A 21054-nucleotide genomic window follows, 5' to 3' on the forward strand; every position below is an offset into this window, starting at 1 on the left:
CGCGCTCGGCCGCGGCGGTCTGGCGCAGCGCCTGATCGGCGGCGGACAGCGCCTCGCGGGCGCGGGCCAGCCGGGCGGCCGCCTGGGCCTCGGCCTCGGTCAGCGCCTCGCGGCTCTCGGCCAGGATCTCGGCCTCGGCCTCGGCCTGCTCCAGATCGGCGGCGGATCCGTCGCGGCGGGCGGCCAGTTCGGCAGCACGAGTGCCGGCCTGATCCAGCCGCAGCCGCCAGCCGGATTCCTCCTTGGCGATCTCCTGCAGGCGCTTCAGCCGCGCATTCGCCTCGCGCCGCAGTTCGTCCAGCGCGCCGCGCCGGGTCAGGGTGGCGATGCGCGCCGCCTCGACGCCCATGCGGGCATGGTCCAGCGCCGTTGCCGCGGCGCCGCGGTCGGGCAGCCCGGCCAGTGCCCGCTCGGCCTCGGCCAGTCGGGTGCGGGCGTCCAGCGCATCCTCGCGATGCCGGGCCAGCTCGGCGCGGGCCGATTCGGCGCGGCTCTGCGCCATGGACAGCTCGGATTCGGCGCGGGTCACGGCGCGCACGGCATCCGACAGCCCGCGCTCGGCCTCGCGCCTGGCATCGCGGGCGCGCTTCTCGGCTTCGGTGGCGGCCAGGTGGCGGTCGCGCAGCGCCTGATGCGCGGCCTGCGCATCCTCGGCGCGGGCCTGCGCCATCTCGGCCTGCTCGGTCAGCTCGGCCAGCTGATTGACCTTTTGCAGATGCAGCGCGGCCGAGGACGCCGCCTCGCCCGCCAGCACCCGCATCCCGTCCCAGCGGAACAGGTCGCCGTCCCGCGTGACCAGCCGCTGGCCGGGGGCGAGCCGCGCCTGCATCGCCGCACCCATTTCCGCATCCGCGACCAGCCCGACCTGCGACAGCCGGCGGGCCAGCGCCTCGGGGGCCTCGACATGCGGTGCCAGCGGCTCGGACCCTTCCGGCAGCGGCTGCGGCGAGCCGTAGGCCGGCAGCCGGTGCCAGCCCGAGCCATCCTCGGCCAGCCCGACGGCCAGCCCGACGGCCAGATCGTCGCCCAGCGCCGCGCCGAAGGCAGTCTCATAGCCGCGCGCCACGCGCACCAGATCCAGGATCGAGCCGCCGCTCTGGCCGCGTTCCACCAGCCGCTTCAGCGCGGTCATTTCCGCGCTCAGCGCCGAAACCTCGCCCTCGGCCTCGGCCCGGGCCGAGCGGGCGGCGGATTCCTCGGCTTCCAGCGCCGCGCGGGCTTCCTCGGCCGCGGCCAGCGCCTCCTCGGTCTGCTCGACCCGCTCGCGGGCCTCGTCCTGCGCCGTCTCGGCGACCTCGCGGGCGCTCGCGGCCTCGGTGCCGGCCTCGCGGGCGGCGGCGGCGGCGGTCTCGGCCTCGGCGGCGGCGCGGGTGGCGCGGTCCTGCATCTGCCGCAGGTCGTGGACCAGCCGTTCGGCGGATTGGTGGCGGGCGGCAAGGCGGGCGGATTCGTCGGTCAGCTCGGCCAGCTTGGCCTCGACCTCGCGCAGCGCCTCGGCGGCTTCCTCGGCGGCGGTGCCGGCGGTCTCCAGCCGCTCCTCATGGCCCTGCCCGGCCTTGTCCAGCTCGCGCTTTTCCCATTCCAGCCGCGCGATCACCTCGCCGGCATCGCGGTTCAGCGCCGATTCCCGCTCGATGTCGCGGTCGAGCTGGGCGATGCGCGCCAGCAACGCCTGGATCGCCTGGGCGGCGCGGGCCTCGGCCTCGTCCAGCGCCTCGCGCTCGACGGTGACGCGGGACAGGATGGCGCTTGCGACCTGCTCCTCCTCGCGCAGCGGCGGCAGCTTCGCCTCGGCCTCCTCGCGGGCGGCGATGGCGCGGCGGGCCGCGGCCTCGGCATCGGTGGCGGCGCGGATCGCCTCGCGCAGCGCCTCGGCGGCGGCGGCCTTGGCCTGATCGGCCTCGGCCCAGCGACGATACAGCAGCACGCCCTCGGCCCGGCGCAGCGCAGCGCCGATCTCGCGATAGCGCGCGGCGGCGCGGGCCTGCCGGGCCAGGCTGGCGGCCTGGGTGGAGAGCTGGTCCAGCGTGTCGTCGACGCGGGTCAGATTCGCCTCGGCCGCGTTCAGCTTCAGCTCGGCCTCGTGCCGCCGCTGGTAGAGGCCGGAGATTCCCGCCGCCTCCTCCAGCACCCGCCGACGGGCTTTCGGCTTGGCGTTGATCAGTTCGGAAATCTGTCCCTGCCGCACCAGCGCCGGCGAATGCGCCCCGGTCGAGGCATCCGCGAACAGCATCTGCACGTCGCGCGCCCGCACCTCCTTGCCGTTGATGCGATAGGCCGAACCGGCGTCGCGGGTGATGCGGCGGGTGATGTCCAGCGCGTCGGCATCGTTCAGCCCGGCGGGGGCCAGCCGGTCCTTGTTGTCGATGGTCAGCGTGACCTCGGCATGGGCGCGGGCGGAACGCCGGGCGGTGCCGGCAAAGATCACGTCCTCCATGCCGTCGCCGCGCATGGCGGTGGGGCGGTTTTCGCCCATGACCCAGCGCAGCGCCTCCAGCAGGTTCGACTTGCCGCAGCCGTTCGGACCGACGACGCCGGTCAGCCCCTCGTGGATGACCAGATCGGTCGGGTCCACGAAGCTCTTGAAACCATTGAGGCGCAGGCGGTCGAAACGCAATGCGAGGGGTCCACGAAGCTCGTTCAAATCCCCCGGATTCTTCGCCATCGGGGCGCCCAAGTCAACACAAACCCCAGATATGGCGGGCCTTCGGCGGTTATCCACAAGATTTGAGGGTTCACCACAAGAAATACGCTGCTAATCTGACCGGCATGATTCCCGCGCTTGCCATCATCCTGGTCTTCCAGCTTGTCGGAGAGGTTGCCACCCGCAGCCTGGGTCTGCCCCTGCCCGGCCCGGTGCTGGGGCTGCTGCTGCTGGTGCTGTCCTGCAGCCTGCGCCCGGCCCTGGCCGAGATGCTGCGCCCGGTGGTCACCGGCATCCTGGGCCATCTGTCGCTGTTCTTCGTGCCGGCCGGCGTGGGCGTGGTGGCGCATCTGGGCCAGTTCCGCAGCGACGGGCTGGCGGTGGCGCTGGCGCTGACCGTCTCGACGGCGCTGGCCATCGCGGCGGGGGCGCTGGTGTTCCGCGCCGTGGTGCGCTGGACGGGCGGGGCCGAGGAATGACCGACGCGGCGCTGATCTGGAGCTATCTGACGCAAGGCCCGCTGCTGTGGCTGACGGCGACGCTGATCGCCTATTGGCTGGGCGACAGCTTCTTCCGCGCCATGGGCCGGAAAAGCTGGGCCAATCCGGTGCTGTGCGCGGTGATCCTGCTGGCCTGCGTTCTGGGGCTGACCGGCACCAGCTACCAGACCTATTTCGAGGGCGCGCAATTCGTGCATTTCATGCTGGGCCCGGCCACGGTGGCGCTGGGAATGCCGCTTTACGACAACCTGCCCCGGGTGCGGAAAGCGGCGCTGCCGCTGGTGGCGGCGCTGCTGGCGGGCTCGGTGACGGCGGTGGTCTCGGCGTTGGCCATCGGCAAGGTGTTCGGTCTGGACAGGGTGATGCTGGCCAGCCTGGCGCCGAAATCCACCACGGCCCCCGTCGCCATCGGTATCGCCGAGGGGTTGGGCGGCGAACCGACGATCACCGCCGTGCTGGTGCTGATCACCGGCATCTTCGGCGCGATCATCGCCACGCCGCTGCTGAACGCGCTGGGGATCCGCGACTGGCGGGCGCGCGGCTTTTCGCTGGGGGTGGCGGCGCATGGCATCGGCACGGCCCGCGCCTTTCAGGTGAACGAGACCGCCGGCGCCTTCGCCGGCATCGGCATGGGGCTGAACGCGGTGCTGACCTCGATCATCGCGCCGCTGGCGCTGCATCTGTTCGGGTAAGGGCCAAGAACGAGGCGGCCCGGAGGCCATTCTTGTCACAGGGAACCGGCGACCTGTTCGCCCATATGCGCTGCCAACCTCCGGGCAGCATCATCCTGGCTGGACCAATCGTCGGCGATCTCGCCAAGATAGGCCCGTCGCGCATGGTCCAGCGTCGCCGCGCGCTGCCCCGACAGGCGCGCAATCGCCCAGCCGGCGGCGACATCCTTTGCCACGAACCGGCCCGTGCAGGCCGTATGCCACATCCGGGCAAGCGTCAGCAGGACATTCCGCTCATCCCCATGCAGCCCGTCCAGCAGATCCGGTAGCGCATCGCGCATTGCCTGACGGACCTGCCCGGGGGGAATCTCTGCCAGCAGTTCGTCCCCCGGCGGACCGAACAGGGGAATGGCCTGCCGACGGGCCTGCGCGATAACCAGTGAATACTCGGGATTTCGGTCGGGCATTGGCGTTTCCCCGGCCTCGAAAGCGTCCCGGAGCCACTCTCCATAGACGAACTCGGCCCGGGCCGGATAATCGCCCCCGGCAAGGTCGGACCGGCGAAAAATTATGACCTCAAGGCAGCGGGCGCCGCCGGGCGCGGCAGGGTGGCGACCGGAAAGGCGCAGCAGTCCCGCCAACAGATCATGACGCTGGCTCTCGCTCAGCCCAGACTCGACCACTGCCAGCAGATCAATGTCGCTTTGCGGCCGAAGCCCGCCTGACACCAGCGACCCATGCAGATACGCGCCGATCAGCGCATCGCCAAGACTGCGATGCAAGATGTCCAAAGTTGACCGGATCTGTTTTGTCTGCCGGGGCGTCGTCTGCATGATCGTCTTCTAACCGGCGCAGCCCGTCATCGGAAGGCGGCTCCGTCCCGCAGGCCCCGTCCCCCAATAAAAAAAGGCCGCCCCGCGGGACGGCCCAGCCTATGCGCGGCGCCGGCGCTTATGCCGCGTCGGCTTCCTCGGCGGCGTGGCGGCGCTCGCTTTCCTCGCGCGACAGCGCGACCGAGGTGCGCACGCCCTTGGCCACGAATTCCATCAGCCCCTTCACCACCCGCTCGTTCGGGTCGATGCCGGCGCAGGACAGCACCTCGCGCCCATCGCGCGAGCGGGCCCAACGGGCAATCTGATCGGGCCCGTTGCCGTATTTCTTGTCATCGGCGATCGCGTCGTCCAGCGCAGCCAGCACAACGGCCGCAAAAAGCTTGCGGGCCCGCTGTCCCTGTTCGAAATTGAAAGCCGAGCCATCCACGAAATCGCGCATCATCTGTTTCCTGTTTTTCTTGCGGTGCCCCCGCACCTTGACCAATGCCAAGGTTGCTGCATCATCTTGCCTCATAGGCGGCGCTCGCCGGCTTAGCCGATCCGGGCCGTGATTCGGTATGCCTCCAGCCGCATGACCGCCATGCATGTCGTGCAAGCCCCGGCAGATATGCGAAATAACCACCAAAAGCAACGATCTTGCGACATGCGGAAATGCGCAGGAACCCTTGACAACGCCCAAAACCGCTTTCAGTTGCCTTGACGCACGGCTATGGATATAGGGTGGCGCAATCGCGGTTCAACCCTTGGGCCGCCAGAAATTCCCCAATATTTTCAAGGTAATCCCGAATGGCCAAGATCAATGGCAATGAAATCAAGCCCGGCTTGGTGCTGGAACATGACGGCGGGCTCTGGGCGGCGGTCAAGGTCAGCCATGTCAAGCCCGGCAAGGGCGGCGCCTTCGCCCAGGTCGAGCTGAAGAACCTGCGCGACGGCCGCAAGCTGAACGAGCGCTTCCGCTCCGAGGACAAGGTCGAGCAGGTTCATCTGGAGTTCAAGGACCAGCAATTCCTTTACGAAACAGACGGCAAGCTGGTGTTCATGGACAGCGAGACCTTCGAGCAGACCGAGCTGGACGCCGATCTGCTGGGCGACCGCCGCCCCTTCCTGCAGGACGGCATGATCGCCGCGGTGGAATATTACGGCGACGAGGCGCTGTCGGTGCGCCTTCCCCAGAAAGTGATCTGCACCGTGGCCGAGACCGAGCCGGTGCTGAACGGCCAGACCGCCGCGAAAAGCTTCAAGCCGGCGATTCTCGACAACGGCCTGCGCATCATGATCCCGCCCTTCGTCGGCGCCGAGGAACGCATCGTCGTCAATACCGAACTGTTCGAATATTCCGAGCGGGCCTGAGCCCGGCCGGCGGCGGCCCCCCCTTCGGCGTCCCCCCTTGGCGGATTCGTGACGTCACGTCACGGACCCCGGTCGCACCGCCATGCGTTATCGCCCGGAAAGCAGCGGGAGAGACGCATGGCGCAACCCACCTTCCATGTCGCGCATGAGGATTACGGCAGTTCGGGCCGCTATGTGGTCACGCTGCCCGGCATCCAGGGCGAGGCCGAGCTGACCTGGCGCAACGGCGGCCCCGGCATCATCGTCGCGGACCACACCTATGCCCCGGATTCCATGCGCGGCACCGGCGTCGCCGCCGCCATGGTGCAGCGGCTGGTGGCCGATGCCCGGGCCCGCGGCCTGGTGATCGTGCCGGCCTGCAGCTATGTCCGCGCCCAGTTCGAGCGGCATCCCGAATGGGCCGATCTCTGCGCCGATGGCTGAGGCCATCGGGCCGGGCGCCGGCGGGCGCCGGCATGTTAGCGCCAACCGCCATACCAATTCCGGTATGCAAACGTACTTTCTCAATAATTGACGGACATATCGGGCGGGTCTAGCCTCGCGCTCAGGCAGGTGGTCCGCGACCGCTGCCGCGGCGCTGAATGGCCGGGCACGACCCGCATTCCGCCCCGCGCCGGAGACAGGGGGGAGGGCACCGGCCGGACCAGGACCGTGGAGGCGGTCCCCGGCGCGGGGCGCGACAATCGACATGGAGGAAACATGCTGAACTTCAGGAAATACGCCGTGGCGCTGGCCTCGGTCGCCGCGCTGGCCCTGCCGGGCGTCGCCGCGGCCGAGGGCATGGTCGGGATCTCGATGCCGACCAAGACCTCGGCGCGCTGGATCGACGACGGCAACAACATGGTCAAGCAGTTCCAGGACGCGGGCTATCAGACCGACCTGCAATATGCCGACGACGACATCCCGAACCAGCTGGCGCAGATCGAGAACATGATCACCAAGGGCGTGAATGTGCTGGTGATCGCCGCCATCGACGGCACCACGCTGTCGAACGCCCTGGCCAATGCCAAGGCCGCCGACATCAAGGTCATCGCCTATGACCGGCTGATCCGCGACACGCCCGACATCGACTATTACGCCACCTTCGACAATTTCAAGGTCGGGGTCGAGCAGGCCACCACCCTGGTCGACGGGCTCAAGGAGCGCTTCCCGGACGTGAAGCCCTGGAATGTCGAGCTGTTCGGCGGCAGCCCGGACGACAACAACGCCTATTTCTTCTACGACGGCGCCATGTCGGTGATCCAGCCGCTGATCGACGACGGCTCGATCGTGATCGCCTCGGGGCAGACGGGCATGGACAAGGTCGGCACCCTGCGCTGGGATCCGGCCACCGCCCAGGCGCGCATGGACAACATCCTGTCGGCCAACTACACCGACAAGCAGGTGAACGGGGTGCTGTCGCCCTATGACGGGCTGTCCATCGGCATCCTCAGCTCGCTCAAGGGCGTCGGCTACGGCTCGGGCGACCTGAAGATGCCCATCGTCACCGGCCAGGATGCCGAGGTGCAATCGGTCAAGTCGATCCTGGCGGGCGAGCAGTATTCCACCATCTTCAAGGACACCCGCGAACTCGCCAAGGTCACCGTCGGCATGGTCGACGCGATGATGAAGGGCGAGGAGCCCGAGGTGAACGACACCAAAAGCTATGACAACGGCGTCAAGGTGGTGCCCTCCTACCTGCTGGAACCCGTCGCGGTCACCGAAAAGAACCTCAAGGACGTGCTGATCGGCTCGGGCTATTACACCGAAGACCAGCTGAAGTGACCCCACCGCCGCCGCCGCGGAAAGCCCTGCGGCGGCGCATCCCTTTCAAGGCGGCAGGCGAGCATGGACCATATCCTGGAAATGCGGGGGATCACCAAGGAATTCCCCGGCGTGAAGGCCCTCGACAACGTCAACATGACCGTGCGCCGCGGCGAGATCCGCGCCCTGGTCGGCGAGAACGGCGCCGGCAAGTCCACGCTGATGAAGGTGCTGTCGGGCGTCTACCCGCATGGCAGCTACCAGGGCGAGATCCTCTACAAGGGCCAGCCCATGGCCTTCCGCGACATCAAGGACAGCGAGGACCGCGGCATCGTCATCATCCACCAGGAGCTGGCGCTGGTGCCGCAGATGTCCATCGCCGAGAACATCTTCCTGGGCAACGAGATCGCCACCCGCGGCGTCATCGACCGGCGCGAAACCAACCGCCGCACCGCCGAGCTGCTGGCGCAGGTCGGCCTGCGCGAAAGCCCCGAGACCCGCGTCGGCGAGCTTGGCATGGGCAAGCAGCAGCTGATCGAGATCGCCAAGGCGCTGTCGAAAAAGGTCGATCTGCTGATCCTGGACGAGCCGACCAGCTCGCTCAACGAACATGACAGCGACGCGCTGCTGCGCCTGCTCGCCGGCTTCCGCGACCGGGGCATGACCGCGATCCTGATCTCGCACAAGCTCAATGAAATCAGTCAGGTCTGCGACAGCATCACCGTGCTGCGCGACGGCGCCACCGTCGCCCATCACGACGGCATGGTCGAGGAATCGCGCATCATCCGCGACATGGTCGGCCGCTCGATGAACGACCGCTATCCGCCGCGCCAGCCCCGGGTCGGCGAGGTGGTGATGCAGGTCAGGGACTGGACCGTCGCCGACCCGGCGCGCGAGGGGCGGCTTCTGGTCAACCGCGCCAGCTTCGAGCTGCGGCGCGGCGAGGTGCTGGGCATCGCCGGGCTGATGGGTGCCGGCCGCACCGAGCTGGCGATGAGCCTGTTCGGCCGCTCGATGGGCGACTGGCAGTCCGGCTCGGTCAGCATCCACGGCAAGCCCGCCGACCTGACCACCGTGCCGCGCGCCATCGCCGCCGGCCTCGCCTATGTGACCGAGGACCGCAAATCGCTGGGCCTGGTGCTCGAGGACACGATCCGCCGCAACATCCCGCTGGCGAACCTGGCCGGCATCTCGGCCCGCGGCGTGGTCGACCGGGCGCGCGAAGGGGCGGTGGCGCGCGATTATCGCCAGCGCATCAACATCCGCTCGCCCTCGGTCGAGCAGAAGACCGTGAACCTTTCCGGCGGCAACCAGCAAAAGGTGGTGCTGGCGAAATGGCTGTTCGCCGAGCCCGAGATCCTGATCCTGGACGAGCCGACGCGCGGCATCGACGTTGGCGCGAAATACGAGATCTACACCATCATCCGCGACCTGGCCGCTTCGGGGAAATCCATCATCGTGATATCCTCGGAAATGCCCGAGCTTCTGGGCATCACCGACCGCATCCTGGTCATGAACGAGGGCCGGCTGGTCGGCGAGATGCCCACCGCCGAGGCCACGCAGGAGCGCATCATGCAGGTCATCATCAGGTCGGGCCACGACTTGACCGACAAGACCGTCACCCCCGAGGAAATCGAGGCAGAGGCCGCCCATGTCTGACACGACCACCGAGCGCCGCGGCGACACTTTCGGCTTCATCCGCCGCAACATCCGCGAATACGGCATCCTGTTCGCGCTGGTCGTGATCATGGTCTTCTTCCAGATCGTGACCGGCGGCATCCTGTTCCGGCCGGTGAACCTGACCAACCTGTTCCTGCAGAACAGCCATATCGTCATCATGGCCGTCGGCATGCTGCTGGTGATCGTCGCCGGCCATATCGACCTGTCGGTCGGCTCGGTCGCGGCCTTCGTCGGCGCGCTGGCGGCGCTGATGGTGGTCAAGCTGGGCCTGCCGATTCCGCTGGTGGTGGTGCTGAGCCTGGCGGCCGGCGCGGTGATCGGCGGCATCCAGGGCTACTGGATCGCCTATTGGAAGATCCCCAGCTTCATCGTCACCCTGGCCGGGATGCTGGTGTTCCGCGGCCTGACCATGTGGATCCTGCAGGGCCAGTCGATCGGCCCCTTCCCGCGCGGCTTCCAGATGATCTCCTCGGGCTTCATCCCCGACCTGTTCGGGCCGGACAAGCCCAACACCCTGTCGCTGGTGCTGGGCTGGGGCGCGGCGGTGCTGATCCTGTGGCTGCAGATCCGCGCCCGCAGGCGCGAGGAGGCGGTGGGCATCGCCGACGAACCCTTCGCCTTCTTCGCCGCCAAGAACGCGCTGATCTTCCTGGCGCTGGTCTGGATGACCTGGGCGCTGGCGAATTTCCGCGGCCTGCCGAATGTCTTCCTGGTCATGGCGGTTCTGGTGGCGCTCTACGCCTTCGTATCCGAGCGCACGACGCTGGGCCGGCGCATCTATGCCATCGGCGGCAATGCCAAGGCCGCCAAGCTCTCGGGCATCAATTCGGAACGGGTGGTGTTCCTGACCTTCATGAACATGGGCATGCTGGCGGCGCTGGCCGGGATCGTGGTCTCGGCCCGGCTGAACTCGGCCACGCCCAAGGCCGGCGTCGGCTTCGAGCTGGACGTGATCGCGGCGGTGTTCATCGGCGGCGCCTCGATGGCGGGCGGCGTCGGCACGGTGATCGGCGCGGTGGTCGGCGCCTTCATCATGGGGGTGATGAACAACGGCATGTCCATTCTCGGCATCGGCATCGACTACCAGCAGGTGATCAAGGGCCTGGTGCTGATGGCGGCGGTGATCTTCGACGTCTCGAACAAGTCGAAGTCGTGACGCCCGAACGATCCGCCATCGACTGGATCGCCGTCGACTGGGGCACCACCCGGCTGCGCGCCTGGGCCATGCGGGGCGGGCAGCCGCAGGCGGCCCGCGCCTCGGACCGCGGCATGGGCGCGCTGTCGCCCGAGACGTTCGAGCCGGCGCTGCTGGATCTGGTCGCGGACTGGCTGCCGGCGGCTGGGCGGATGCCGGTCATCGCCTGCGGCATGGTCGGCGCCCGCGGCGGCTGGGTCGAGGCGGATTACCGCCCCACCCCCTGCCCGCCGCTGGACCCGCGCCGCGCCGCCGTGCCGCCGACCAGCGATCCGCGGCTGGATGTCCGCATCCTGCCCGGCCTGTCGCAGGCCGATCCGCCCGATGTCATGCGCGGCGAGGAAACCCAGATCGCCGGCTTCCTGGCCGGCGAGCCGGGCTTCCGGGGCACGCTTTGCCTGCCCGGCACGCATAGCAAATGGGTGCGCATCGCCGATGGCCAGGTGCTGGGCTTCCGCACCTTCCTGACCGGAGAGCTTTTCGCCCTGCTGGCCCGGCAATCGGTGCTGCGGCTGACCATCGCGGCGGCCGAGCCCGACCCGGACGCCTACCTGCAGGCCGGCCGCCAGGCGCTGGCCGACCCGCATGCCGCGTCATCCGGGCTGTTCGCGCTGCGTGCCGCATCGCTGCTGCAGGGGCTGGCGCCGCCGCAGGCCGCCGGCCGCCTCTCGGGCCTGCTGATCGGCGCCGAGCTGGCCGCCGCCCGCGCGTTCTGGCAGGCCGCGCCGGTGGCGCTGATCGGCGCCCCCCGCTTGACAAGGCTTTACGAAACCCTGCTGTTGGCAGCAGGCGCCCGGGCATGCCACAAGGATGGCGGAACTGCCGTCCTTGCGGGTCTCGCCGCCGCGCGCCAGGCCATGCTGGAGGAGACATGACCCAGCCCATCATCGCCATCCTTCGCGGCCTCACCCCCGCCGAGGCCCTGCCGATCGGCCGCGCCCTGATCGAGGCCGGCATCGACCGCATCGAGGTGCCGCTGAACTCGCCCGAACCGCTGGAAAGCATCCGCCTGATGGCGGACATCCTGGGCGGCCGGGCCAGCATCGGCGCCGGCACCGTGCTGACGGTCGAGCAGGTGGCGCGGGTCGCCGAGGCCGGCGGCCGGATGATCGTCTCGCCCAATGCCGACCCGGCGGTGATCCGCGAGACGCGGGCGCGCGGCCTGGAATCCTGGCCCGGCGTCTTCACCGCCACCGAATGCTTCGCCGCCATCGCCGCCGGCGCCAGCGGGCTGAAGCTGTTCCCCGCCGACCAGGCCGGCACCGGCACGCTCAGGGCGCTGCGGGCGGTGCTGCCGCGCGAAACCGCCGTCTATGCGGTGGGCGGCGTCGGCCCGGCGGATTTCGGCGCCTGGCTGGCCGCCGGCGCGCAGGGCTTCGGCCTCGGTTCGGCGCTCTACCGGCCCGGCGACAGCCCGGCCACCGTCGCCGCCCGCGCGCGCGAGGTGACCGCGGCGCTGCGGAACCTGGCATGAGCGCCGCGGTCTTCGACCCCCGCATCTGCGCGCTGGGCGAAGGCGCCTTCTGGCACCCGGAACGGGCGCAGCCCTTCTGGTTCGACATCCTCGGCCGCCGGCTCATGTCGCAGCTGGATGGCGCGCCGCTGGAATGGCAGTTCGACGAGATGGTCTCGGCCGCCGGCTGGATCGACCGCGACCACCTGCTCATCGCCAGCCAGACGGCGCTGCTGCGCTTCGACCTGCGCACCGGCGGCCAGAAGAAGCTGATCGCGCTCGAGGCGGACAAGCCCGGCAACCGCTCGAACGACGGCCGCGCCGACCCGCGGGGCGGTTTCTGGATCGGCACCATGTCGCGCCGCGCCGAGGCTGGAAAAGGCGCGATATACCGCTATCTTGACGGCGAACTGCGACTCCTGCGGGGCAATATGTCGATCCCGAATGCCATCTGCTTTTCCCCCGACGGGCGCCTGGCCTATTTCGCCGACACCGCCGCCCAGACCGTCTGGTCGCAGGACCTGGACCCGCAGGGCTGGCCCTGCGCCGAGGCGCGGGTGTTCCTGGACCTCGCCGGCACCGACCAGTTCCCCGACGGCGCCGTCACCGACGACCAGGGCCGGTTCTGGAACGCGCGCTGGGGCAGCGGTTCGGTCGCCTGCCACGCGCCGGACGGGCGGCTGCTCAGGCGGCTGGACCTGCCCGCCGCGCAGCCCAGCTGCCCGGCCTTTGCCGGGCCGGGACTGGCGCAGCTTCTGGTCACCAGCGCCGCCGAGGGGCTGGACGGCCGGCAGGACGGCTGCACCTGGCTTCTGGACCCCGACGCAAGCGGCCGCCCCGAGCCTCGGGTGCGCATATGAGCGAACAGCGGTTCGGGACGCTTCCCGACGGCCGGCCAGTGCTGCGGATGACGATCTCGGCGCATGGGCTGACCGCCGCGGTGATCACGCTGGGCGCCTCGCTCCAGGACCTGCGGCTCGACGGCATCGACCACCCGCTGGTGCTGGGCTTCCCCCGGCTCGAACCCTACCTGGCCGAGGGACGCTATTTCGGCGCCGTGGTCGGGCGCTGTGCCAACCGCATCGCCCATGGCCGCGCCCGGCTCGACGGCCGCGAACTGCAGCTCGACCGCAACCAGCACGGCCGGCACATGCTGCATGGCGGCAAGGACGGCAGCGGCCAGCGCAACTGGATGCTGGCCGACCGGACGCCGGATTCGCTGGCGCTGGCCGATCACCTGCCCGCCGGCCATATGGGCTTTCCCGGCGCCATGCTGGTCCGGGCCACCTATACCATCCTGCCCGGCCCGGCGCTGATGCTGACCATCCTCGCCACCGCCGACGAAACCACCTTCTGCAACTTCGCCCAGCACAGCTATTTCAACCTCGACGGCAGCGCCACGGTGGCGGAGCACCGCCTGACCGTCCCGGCCGAGACCTATCTGCCGGTGGATGCCGAACTGATCCCGCGCGGCGCCCCCGCCCCGGTGGCCGGCACGCATCTGGATTTCCGCGCCCCGGTGCGGCTGGAAACCCGGCTCTCCGGCCCGGCCATCGACCACAATCTCTGCCTCGACCGCCAGCGCCGCGCCCTGCCGCGCAAGGTGGCGGTGCTGCAGGCCGGCGGGCTAAGCATGGCCTTGCGTTCGACCGAACCGGGGCTGCAGGTCTATCCCGCCAACCACCTTGCGCCCGGCGGCGCCGGACTGGCCGGCCGGCCCTATGGCCGCCATGCCGGCATCGCCCTGGAATCGCAGCTCTGGCCGGATGCGCCGAACCATCCCGACTATCCTTCGGCAGAGCTGCAGCCCGGCCAGCTCTACCGCCAGACCACGGTGATGGGTTTCCACCGCACCGCCAAAGGTTGACGCCGGGTAAACCAAGCGACTAATGCGGGAGGCAAGGAGGATTCATGCACCCCGCGACGATCAGGCATTCCCCCGCCCAGGCGCCCTTCGCGGCGCAATTGCAGGGCCGGCTGCGGCAGCGCATCATGCGCGGCGAGCTGCCCCCCGGCACCCGGCTCTCGGAACAGGAGATCGCCGACCAATACCGGCTGTCCCGCCAACCCGTGCGCGAGGCCTTCATCCGCCTGGCCGGCGAAGGGCTGCTCGAGGTGCGGCCGCAGCGCGGCACCTTCGTCACCCGCATCGACATGGAATGGGTGCTCTGCACCCGCTTCATCCGCGAATCGGTCGAGGCCGACATTCTCCGCCAGGCCGCCCGCGACGCCACCCCGGCCGATCTGGACCTGCTCTACCGGCAGATCGCCCTGCAGGAAGCGGCGCCGGACGTCGCCGGCCTGGCGCAGCTCGACGAGGAATTCCACGCCATGCTCGCCGGCATCGCCGGCAAAACCCGGGTCTGGACGCATCTGCAGCAGATGAAGATCCACCTGGACCGCGCCCGCCACCTGCTGACGGCGCTGACGCCGCGCGACGTGATCATCGGCCAGCACCGCGCCGTGGTCGAGGCGGTGGCCGCCGCCGATCCCGACCGGGCCGAGGCGGCGATCCGCCGGCACCTGCGCCGGGTGCTGCAGGACCTGCCCGAGGTGCTGAAGCTCTCGCCCGACCATTTCACCCGCACCGACGCGCTGGCCGAGGCCCTCGCCGCCGAGATCTGAAGCGGCCTTCTTCCCCCATCCGCGGCCGGGCCGGCCCGCGGCACCGCGCCCGGCTTCACCGTTTTCCAAATACCCCCGCGCCGGCGCCGTCAGTCGCTGCGCCGCACCCTCTGGCGCTGCTCGCCCAGCCCGGCGATGCCCAGCCGCATCACCTCGCCGCCGCGCAGGAACACCGGCGGCTTCCGCCCCATGCCGACGCCCGGCGGCGTGCCGGTGGTGATCACGTCGCCCGGCATCAGCGTCATCAGCCGCGAGCAATAGGCGACGATCTCGGCCACGGTGAAGATCATCGTCGCGGTCGAGCCCTGCTGGAAGCGCTGGCCGTCCACCTCCAGCCACAGCGCCAGCGCCTGCGGATCGGGCACCTCGTCGCGGGTCACCAGCCAGGGCCCGATCGGGCCGAACGTGTCGAAGCCCTTGCCCTTGTCCCAGGTGCCGCCGCGCTCGGCCTGCCATTCGCGTTCGCTGACGTCGTTGACCACGCAATAGCCGGCGACATGCTCCAGCGCCGCCGCCTCCGCGACATGGCTGGCGCGCGAGCCGATGACCACGCCCAGCTCGACCTCCCAATCGGTCTTCTGCGCCCCGGGCGGGATCAGCACGTCGTCCTCCGGCCCGCTGATGCAGCTGGTCCATTTGTTGAACACCACCGGCTCGGACGGCACCGGCAGCCCGGCCTCGGCGGCGTGATCGGCATAGTTCAGCCCGATGGCGACGAATTTCGGCACCTGCCCCACGCAGGCCCCCAGCCGCGGCTGGCCCGAGACGATGGGCAGCGCGTCCAGCTCCAGCGCCGCGATCCGCACCAGCCCCTCGGGGCCCAGCGCCGCGCCGGCAATGTCGGCGACATGGGCCGACAGGTCGCGGATCCGGCCCTCGCCGTCCAGCAGCCCCGGCTTTTCCCGGCCCGCCGGGCCATAGCGCAGCAGTTTCATCGCTCGTCCTTTCGCTCGTCCGGTCTCGCCCTCAGCCCCGTCCCACGAAGGGCATGGTGGTCGCCATCACCGTCATGTGCAGCACGTTGGCGCCCTCGGGCAGGCTGGCCATGTGCAGCACCGCCTCGGCCACGGTCGCGGCGTCCATCAACGGCTCGGCCCTGAACGAGCCGTCGGCCTGCGGCGCCCCCACCCTGCCCACGGCGGAAATCATCTCGGTCGCGGCATTGCCGGCGTCGATCTGGCCGCAGGCGATGCCAAATGGCCGCCCGTCCAGCGCCAGCGTGCGCGTCAGCCCGGTCACCGCGTGTTTCGACATGGTATAGGGCACCGAGCCGGGGCGCGGCGCCTCGGCCGCGATCGAGCCGTTGTTGATGATCCGCCCGCCCATCGGTTGCTGGCGGCGCATCTGCCGGAAGGCGGCGCGGGCGCACAGGAACATGCCGTCGATGTTCACCCGCGCCACGCCCTGCCATTCCTCCCAGGAAATCTCGTCGATCAGCCGCGAGATCAGGATGGCGCCGGCATTGTTGAACAGCACGTCCAGCCGGCCCCATTCGGCGACGGCGCGGGCAAAGGCCGCATCCACCGCCTCGGGCACGGTCACGTCGCAGGGCAGCACCAGCGCCTGCGGGTGGCCCGCCGCGGTCTCGGCCAGCGCCGCCGCGCGCCGGCCGATCAGCCCGACCGTCCAGCCGGCCTCCAGGAACCGCCGGGCGGTCAGCCGGCCGATGCCGCTGCCGCCGCCGGTGATCAGGATGGTCTTCACGCGCCTGCCCCCTCGTCCCGTCGCCCGTCGCCCGTCGCCCGTCGCGGGCGGATGCTAGCGGCAACAGCCGGCAAGGAAAAGGGCCGCCCCGGCGGACGGCCCCGATGATCGCCCGCCGGGCTCAGGCCTCGGGATCCCAGCCGCTGATCTGCTTGCTGTCCATGAACTCCTCGAGCCCCCAGACGCCGCCCTCGCGCGCCCGGCCCGAGGCCTTGACGCCGCCAAAGGCCGACCCCCTGCCCCGGCTTTTCCCGTTCATCTCGACCATGCCGGCGCGCAGCTGCCGCGCCAGCCGGTTGCGCCGGGCGCCGTCCTGGCTCTGGACGTAGTTGGTCAGGCCGTAGACGGTGTCATTGGCGATGCCGACCGCCTCCGCCTCGGTATCGAAGGGGATGATCGACAGCACCGGGCCGAAGATCTCCTGCCGGGCGATGGTCATGTCGTTGTTCACATCCGCAAACACCGTCGGGCGCACGAAATAGCCGCGGTTGACGCCCTCGGGCAGGCCGGGGCCGCCGGCGACCAGCCGGGCGCCCTCGTCGATGCCCTTCTGGATCAGATCCTGGATCTTGTCCCATTGCGGCTTGCTGACCACCGGGCCGATATGCCGCCCCGGCTGATGGGCGCTGGCCACCGCCGTCTCCTCGGCCACCTTGCGGGCCTGCTCGACGGCGGTCTCGTAGAAGGACCGCTCGACCAGCATCCGCGTCGGCGCGTTGCAGCTTTGGCCGCTGTTGTAGAAGCAATGCCGCGCGCCCCGCGTCACCGCCTTCTCGTCGGCATCGGCAAAGACCAGGTTGGCGCCCTTGCCGCCCAGTTCCAGCACCACCTTCTTCACCGTGTCGGCAGCGGCCTTGGTGATGGCGATGCCGGCGCGGGTCGAGCCGGTGAAGCTGATCATGTCCACGTCGGGATGCACCGAAAGCTGCGAGCCGACGCCCGCGCCGTCGCCGTTCACCATGTTGTAGACGCCCTTGGGCAGCCCGGCCTCATCGACGATCTCGGTGAAGACGACCGAGGACAGCGGCGCGATCTCGCTGGGCTTCAGCACCACCGTGTTGCCGGCCAGCAGCGCCGGGATCACCTTCAGCGTCACCTGGTTCATCGGCCAGTTCCAGGGCGTGATCGCGCCGACCACGCCCACCGGCTCCCAGGCGACCATGCTGGTCGGGGCGTCGGGGCGCAGCGGGCGGACGAATTCGAAACCCTTGAAGGCCTCGATGAAATTCTCGATGTGATAGCTGCCGGCCGCGGTCTGGTCGGCCAGCGCCATGTCCTGCGGCGCGCCCATCTCGGCGCTGATCGCCGCGGCCATGTCGGGGGCGCGGCGCTGGTAGATCTCCAGGATCTTCTCGACATGGGCCAGCCGTTCGGCCGGCGCGGTCGCGGCCCAGGCCGGAAAGGCCGCCTTGGCCGCCGCCACCGCCGCATCGGTATCGGCCTGGCCGCCCAGGCTGATCACCGCCACCGGCTCCTCGGTCGAGGGGTCGATGACCTCCAGGTCGCGCGGCGCGGCCGGCGCGACCCATTGCCCGTTGATGTAGAACTTCCGCTTGTCTGCCAATTCGCTCATGAGCGGCTCCTTTCGGTCTCTCGCCGGTAACGTGACACCCGCACCGCCGCTTCGCAAGAGAGGCCGCCCGGCTTCCCCGGCCGCCGGCCTTAACACGACTTTGCGGGTCGTGTTGCAAATGCCCGTGCAGAACCTATGGTGATGCGCAGCGAACCAACCGAAAGGATCGGATATGTCCCTGCGCATCAACGACACCGCCCCGGATTTCACCGCCGACTCGACCGAGGGCCAGATCCGCTTGCACGACTGGATCGGCGACGGCTATGCGATCCTGTTCTCGCATCCGCGCGACTTCACCCCGGTCTGCACCACCGAATTTGGCGCCGTGGCGCAGCTGGTCCCGGAATTCGAGAAGCGCGGCACCAAGGTTCTGGGCGTCTCGGTCGATTCGGTCGAGGACCATGGCAAATGGAAATCCGATATCGAGAAGGTGGCCGGCGTGCCGGCGAATTTCGCCATCATCGACGACAGCGACCTGGCGGTGGCCAAGGCCTATGACATGCTGCCGGCCGACTACTACCTGCCGACCGAGGGCCGCACGCCGCAGCATTCGGCGACGGTGCGCACGGTGTTCATCATCGGCCCGGACAAGAAGGTGCGGCTGACGATGACCTATCCGATGTCGGTGGGCCGCAACTTCGCCGAGATCATCCGGGCGCTGGACGCGGTGCGGAAGACCGACGGCGTGCCGCTGGCCACGCCGGCGAACTGGGTGCCGGGTCAGGACGTGATCGTGGCGCTGGCGCTGGACGACGCAGCGGCCGAGGCGCAATACGGCGCGCTGGACAAGCAACTGCCCTATCTGCGCTTTGCCAGGGATCCGGCGTAAGCCCGGGCGGGGAGCCGACGCATTGCGGCCCCCCTTCACGGCTCTCCTTGCATCGCCCGCAGCACGTTACGGCCCAGGGTAACGGTCTTGCCGACGCCGCGGGCCTGCGCGATCTCCTCGGCCAACAATGCCGACTCGCGCCGGGGATCATGATGGCCCTTCGCCGCGACGCGCGACAAGGCCGAGACGTCGCAGGCCACCGCGTCGTCATAGCCGGGCATGTAGCGGGTCGAAAAGAAAGTGAAGCCGGCAATTGCCAGTTCACGCACCGGCGCGCGCAGCAAGAAGCGCGCGCAGATTAGGCCCGTTGTCGGACAAGCCCCGCTCAGCATTCGCGTCAGCTCAATATAGGTTTCGCATGGGATATGCCGTACGGCGGCACAGGCGGCGTAACGTTCCGAAGCGATCAGCGTATGCAGGAACGCGCCTCGCGTGGGGGTGCGGTGGACCAGCAGCCGCACCCCAGCCCCGCGCAGGAGTTCGGCAGTCACTGGTCGGGCTTCCTCGGTCAACGAATGGAACAGCACGTCGCAGCGCAGGGCATCCGCCCCGAGCGCCGGGACGGGTGTGTCCAGACCGTTGTTCATCCTGACGAAAAGGTCGTAGCGCGCCGGTTCGAGCCCGGCCAGATCCTCCTCAAGCGTACGGGCCGGTCCCAGAATCAGCACCCGCTAGTCGCGAAATCGCTCCGGCTGCAGCGCGTAAGCCGGTCCCAGCCTGCGCCGCAGCTCCTTGACTACAGGCGAGCGCAGGAATCCTGGCGCACGACGCAGCCCCTGCAGAAAGGCTATGTTAGGCATGATCCTCGTGTCTCGTCCTTGCAAGGCGCAGCATCATCCTTGGGCCCTCGACCGTTTCCGGTCAATGCGCAAACATCCTGCCTGCGTGGCTTGGCGCCCAAGGCGGACCGACCCAACCGCCGCCGACGCTTCCGAAATTCCGGGACGTCGGCTAAGCCATTCCAAAGCACAGTCTGACAGGAATACCGTGACCAGCCCAACCATCATCACGCTTTCGACGATCCCTTCGCGCTTTCAATTGCTCGGTCCGACGCTGCGATGCCTGCTGGACCAGAAATTACCGGCAGAGCGGATTCACGTCTATGTCCCGCAGCGCTACAACCGCTTTCCCGAGTGGGACGGGACATTGCCACAGGTGCCGGAGGGTATCACGATCCGCCGTTGCGAGCGGGACCTGGGGCCCGCGACAAAGATCCTGCCGGCGGCGCGGGATTATGCGGGTCAGGATGTGGACCTGCTGTTTTGCGACGACGACAAGCTCTACGATCGCGATTGGCATGCACGGTTGAAACGCGAGCGCAGCCGCCATCCGGGCGCCTGCATCGTCGAGGCCGGCGACAGCCTGCCGGACGTAGCCGATTCTGTCCGCACTGCCGACAGATTGCCGCGCGCTGCGCGTTGGACCAAGAAACCCCTATCCTACCGGATCAAACGGGTGCTGTCGCTTTTCACCATCAAGTCTTCAATCTACGCCAGCAGCGGCCATGTCGACATTCTGGGCGGACATGGCGGTGCCATGGTGCGGCCGGATTGGTTTGGTCTCGATGCGTGGGACATCCCCCCCGTGCTGCGGATGGTCGACGATCCTTGGCTTTCGGGTCACCTGGAACGGCGCGGGATTCCGATCTGGCTTCTGGCCAAGGTCAGCAGGATGAGGGTGTCGCAAGCAGGCAATGTCGATGCGCTCCACGAACTCGTCGAGTTGGACCACGACAGGGTCAAGGCCGATGTCGCCGCGATCGACTATATGAGAAGGACCTACGGCATTTGGCAACCCGGCGGCGAACCGGCCCAGCCCGCCTCGTGGATGAGCGAATCCATGCGCGAGATTGCCCGCCAAGCGCGACGCCGGGAAAAATGAAAGGCCCCGCGAATGCGGGGCCTTTCCGGAACCGTCGGCCGATCACTCGGCCTGGGCTTCCTCTTTCTTCTCGGGGGCGATTTCCTCGCCGGTCTCCTGGTCGACCATCTTCATGCCCAGGCGCACCTTGCCGCGGTCGTCGAAGCCCAGCAGCTTGACCTTGACCTCCTGGCCTTCCTTCAGCACCTCGTTGGGGTGGTTCAGGCGCTTGTTGGCGATCTGGCTGACATGCACCAGGCCGTCGCGCTTGCCGAAGAAGTTCACGAAGGCGCCGAAATCGACCAGCTTCACCACCTTGCCGACATAGACCTTGCCCTCTTCCGGCTCGGCCACGATCGAATAGATCATGTCATGGGCCTTCTTGATCGAATCG

The 21054-nt window shown here is 69.1% G+C and carries 22 protein-coding genes; 14 read left to right on the plus strand and 8 right to left on the minus strand.

The features are described 5' to 3' along the window. Positions 1-2617, minus strand: a 2617-nt coding sequence (locus tag ACFOMP_RS15855) for an AAA family ATPase (RefSeq protein WP_379032257.1), incomplete at its 3' end; no start/stop codon positions are given. Positions 2618-2769: 152 nt separating this feature from the next. Between ACFOMP_RS15855 and ACFOMP_RS15860 the strand changes: the two genes are divergently transcribed. Beyond that, the gene (locus ACFOMP_RS15860) at positions 2770-3123 is read left to right on the plus strand and encodes a CidA/LrgA family protein (protein WP_289894551.1); all 354 of its coding nucleotides are present in this window, start codon (positions 2770-2772) and stop codon (positions 3121-3123) included. Then, positions 3120-3836, plus strand: a complete 717-nt coding sequence (locus tag ACFOMP_RS15865) for an LrgB family protein (RefSeq protein WP_289894552.1) — start codon at positions 3120-3122, stop codon at positions 3834-3836. Before ACFOMP_RS15860 ends, ACFOMP_RS15865 begins: the two co-directional genes overlap by 4 nt. 35 nt (positions 3837-3871) lie before the next feature. Here the strand turns inward: ACFOMP_RS15865 and ACFOMP_RS15870 are convergent, their stop codons facing one another. Both ACFOMP_RS15870 and ACFOMP_RS15875 read right to left on the minus strand, forming a co-directional pair. Then, positions 3872-4648 (minus strand): aminoglycoside adenylyltransferase family protein, encoded by a 777-nt coding sequence (locus tag ACFOMP_RS15870; protein WP_379032261.1) that lies wholly within the window; start codon positions 4646-4648, stop codon positions 3872-3874. A 118-nt stretch (positions 4649-4766) separates the two neighbouring features. Further along, on the minus strand, positions 4767-5087 hold the full coding sequence (locus ACFOMP_RS15875; protein WP_024842734.1) for a DUF6280 family protein: 321 nt from the start codon (positions 5085-5087) through the stop codon (positions 4767-4769). A gap of 347 nt (positions 5088-5434) precedes the next feature. Here ACFOMP_RS15875 and efp point away from each other — a divergent pair, with 347 nt between their 5' ends. The 10 genes from efp (at position 5435) to ACFOMP_RS15925 (ending at position 14694) form a co-directional block, all read left to right on the plus strand. After that, positions 5435-5998: an elongation factor P gene (efp, locus tag ACFOMP_RS15880; RefSeq protein ID WP_289894554.1), complete on the plus strand. Its 564-nt coding sequence runs from the start codon at positions 5435-5437 to the stop codon at positions 5996-5998. Between the two features lie 117 nt (positions 5999-6115). Next, positions 6116-6421, plus strand: a complete 306-nt coding sequence (locus ACFOMP_RS15885; RefSeq protein WP_289894555.1) for a GNAT family N-acetyltransferase — start codon at positions 6116-6118, stop codon at positions 6419-6421. A gap of 276 nt (positions 6422-6697) precedes the next feature. Continuing rightward, positions 6698-7762, plus strand: a complete 1065-nt coding sequence (gene chvE / locus ACFOMP_RS15890; protein WP_379032266.1) for a multiple monosaccharide ABC transporter substrate-binding protein — start codon at positions 6698-6700, stop codon at positions 7760-7762. A 63-nt stretch (positions 7763-7825) separates the two neighbouring features. Beyond that, complete coding sequence (gene mmsA, locus ACFOMP_RS15895) at positions 7826-9400, plus strand: multiple monosaccharide ABC transporter ATP-binding protein (RefSeq protein WP_289894557.1); 1575 nt, start codon at positions 7826-7828, stop codon at positions 9398-9400. Next, complete coding sequence (gene mmsB / locus ACFOMP_RS15900) at positions 9393-10577, plus strand: multiple monosaccharide ABC transporter permease (protein ID WP_289894558.1); 1185 nt, start codon at positions 9393-9395, stop codon at positions 10575-10577. The genes mmsA and mmsB overlap by 8 nt, the downstream gene beginning before the upstream one ends. Further along, entirely contained in the window at positions 10574-11491 is a 918-nt protein-coding gene (locus tag ACFOMP_RS15905) for a 2-dehydro-3-deoxygalactonokinase (protein ID WP_379032271.1), read from the plus strand. The genes mmsB and ACFOMP_RS15905 overlap by 4 nt, the downstream gene beginning before the upstream one ends. Continuing rightward, complete coding sequence (locus tag ACFOMP_RS15910) at positions 11488-12090, plus strand: 2-dehydro-3-deoxy-6-phosphogalactonate aldolase (protein WP_379032274.1); 603 nt, start codon at positions 11488-11490, stop codon at positions 12088-12090. Before ACFOMP_RS15905 ends, ACFOMP_RS15910 begins: the two co-directional genes overlap by 4 nt. Continuing rightward, entirely contained in the window at positions 12087-12929 is an 843-nt protein-coding gene (locus ACFOMP_RS15915) for an SMP-30/gluconolactonase/LRE family protein (protein ID WP_379032277.1), read from the plus strand. Before ACFOMP_RS15910 ends, ACFOMP_RS15915 begins: the two co-directional genes overlap by 4 nt. Further along, the gene (locus ACFOMP_RS15920; RefSeq protein ID WP_379032280.1) at positions 12926-13936 is read left to right on the plus strand and encodes an aldose epimerase family protein; all 1011 of its coding nucleotides are present in this window, start codon (positions 12926-12928) and stop codon (positions 13934-13936) included. The genes ACFOMP_RS15915 and ACFOMP_RS15920 overlap by 4 nt, the downstream gene beginning before the upstream one ends. 44 nt (positions 13937-13980) lie before the next feature. Continuing rightward, entirely contained in the window at positions 13981-14694 is a 714-nt protein-coding gene (locus ACFOMP_RS15925) for a GntR family transcriptional regulator (protein WP_289894562.1), read from the plus strand. Between the two features lie 89 nt (positions 14695-14783). Here ACFOMP_RS15925 and ACFOMP_RS15930 read toward each other — a convergent pair whose 3' ends face one another. The 3 genes from ACFOMP_RS15930 to ACFOMP_RS15940 form a co-directional block, all read right to left on the minus strand. Further along, entirely contained in the window at positions 14784-15629 is an 846-nt protein-coding gene (locus ACFOMP_RS15930) for an ureidoglycolate lyase (RefSeq protein WP_379032283.1), read from the minus strand. 31 nt (positions 15630-15660) lie between these two features. After that, a complete protein-coding gene (locus ACFOMP_RS15935; protein ID WP_289894564.1) occupies positions 15661-16398 on the minus strand; it encodes an SDR family oxidoreductase in 738 nt (245 codons plus the stop codon). A 121-nt stretch (positions 16399-16519) separates the two neighbouring features. After that, on the minus strand, positions 16520-17971 hold the full coding sequence (locus tag ACFOMP_RS15940; protein ID WP_379032286.1) for an aldehyde dehydrogenase family protein: 1452 nt from the start codon (positions 17969-17971) through the stop codon (positions 16520-16522). Between the two features lie 172 nt (positions 17972-18143). On the opposite strand from ACFOMP_RS15940, the gene ACFOMP_RS15945 reads away from it, so the two are divergent. Further along, positions 18144-18800, plus strand: a complete 657-nt coding sequence (locus ACFOMP_RS15945; protein ID WP_289894565.1) for a peroxiredoxin — start codon at positions 18144-18146, stop codon at positions 18798-18800. A gap of 35 nt (positions 18801-18835) precedes the next feature. On the opposite strand, the gene ACFOMP_RS15950 is transcribed toward ACFOMP_RS15945, so the two are convergent. Further along, positions 18836-19468 carry a hypothetical protein gene (locus ACFOMP_RS15950; RefSeq protein ID WP_379032289.1) on the minus strand — a complete coding sequence of 211 codons (633 nt, stop codon included), beginning with the start codon at positions 19466-19468 and terminating at the stop codon, positions 18836-18838. A gap of 319 nt (positions 19469-19787) precedes the next feature. Here ACFOMP_RS15950 and ACFOMP_RS15955 point away from each other — a divergent pair, with 319 nt between their 5' ends. Beyond that, a complete protein-coding gene (locus tag ACFOMP_RS15955) occupies positions 19788-20681 on the plus strand; it encodes a glycosyltransferase family 2 protein (RefSeq protein WP_379032292.1) in 894 nt (297 codons plus the stop codon). A gap of 42 nt (positions 20682-20723) precedes the next feature. Here the strand turns inward: ACFOMP_RS15955 and ACFOMP_RS15960 are convergent. Next, positions 20724-21054: S1 RNA-binding domain-containing protein (locus ACFOMP_RS15960; RefSeq protein ID WP_379032295.1), on the minus strand; the 331-nt coding region annotated here is incomplete at its 5' end.

Source organism: Paracoccus simplex, assembly GCF_042648325.1.
GTDB classification, from domain to species: domain Bacteria; phylum Pseudomonadota; class Alphaproteobacteria; order Rhodobacterales; family Rhodobacteraceae; genus Paracoccus; species Paracoccus simplex.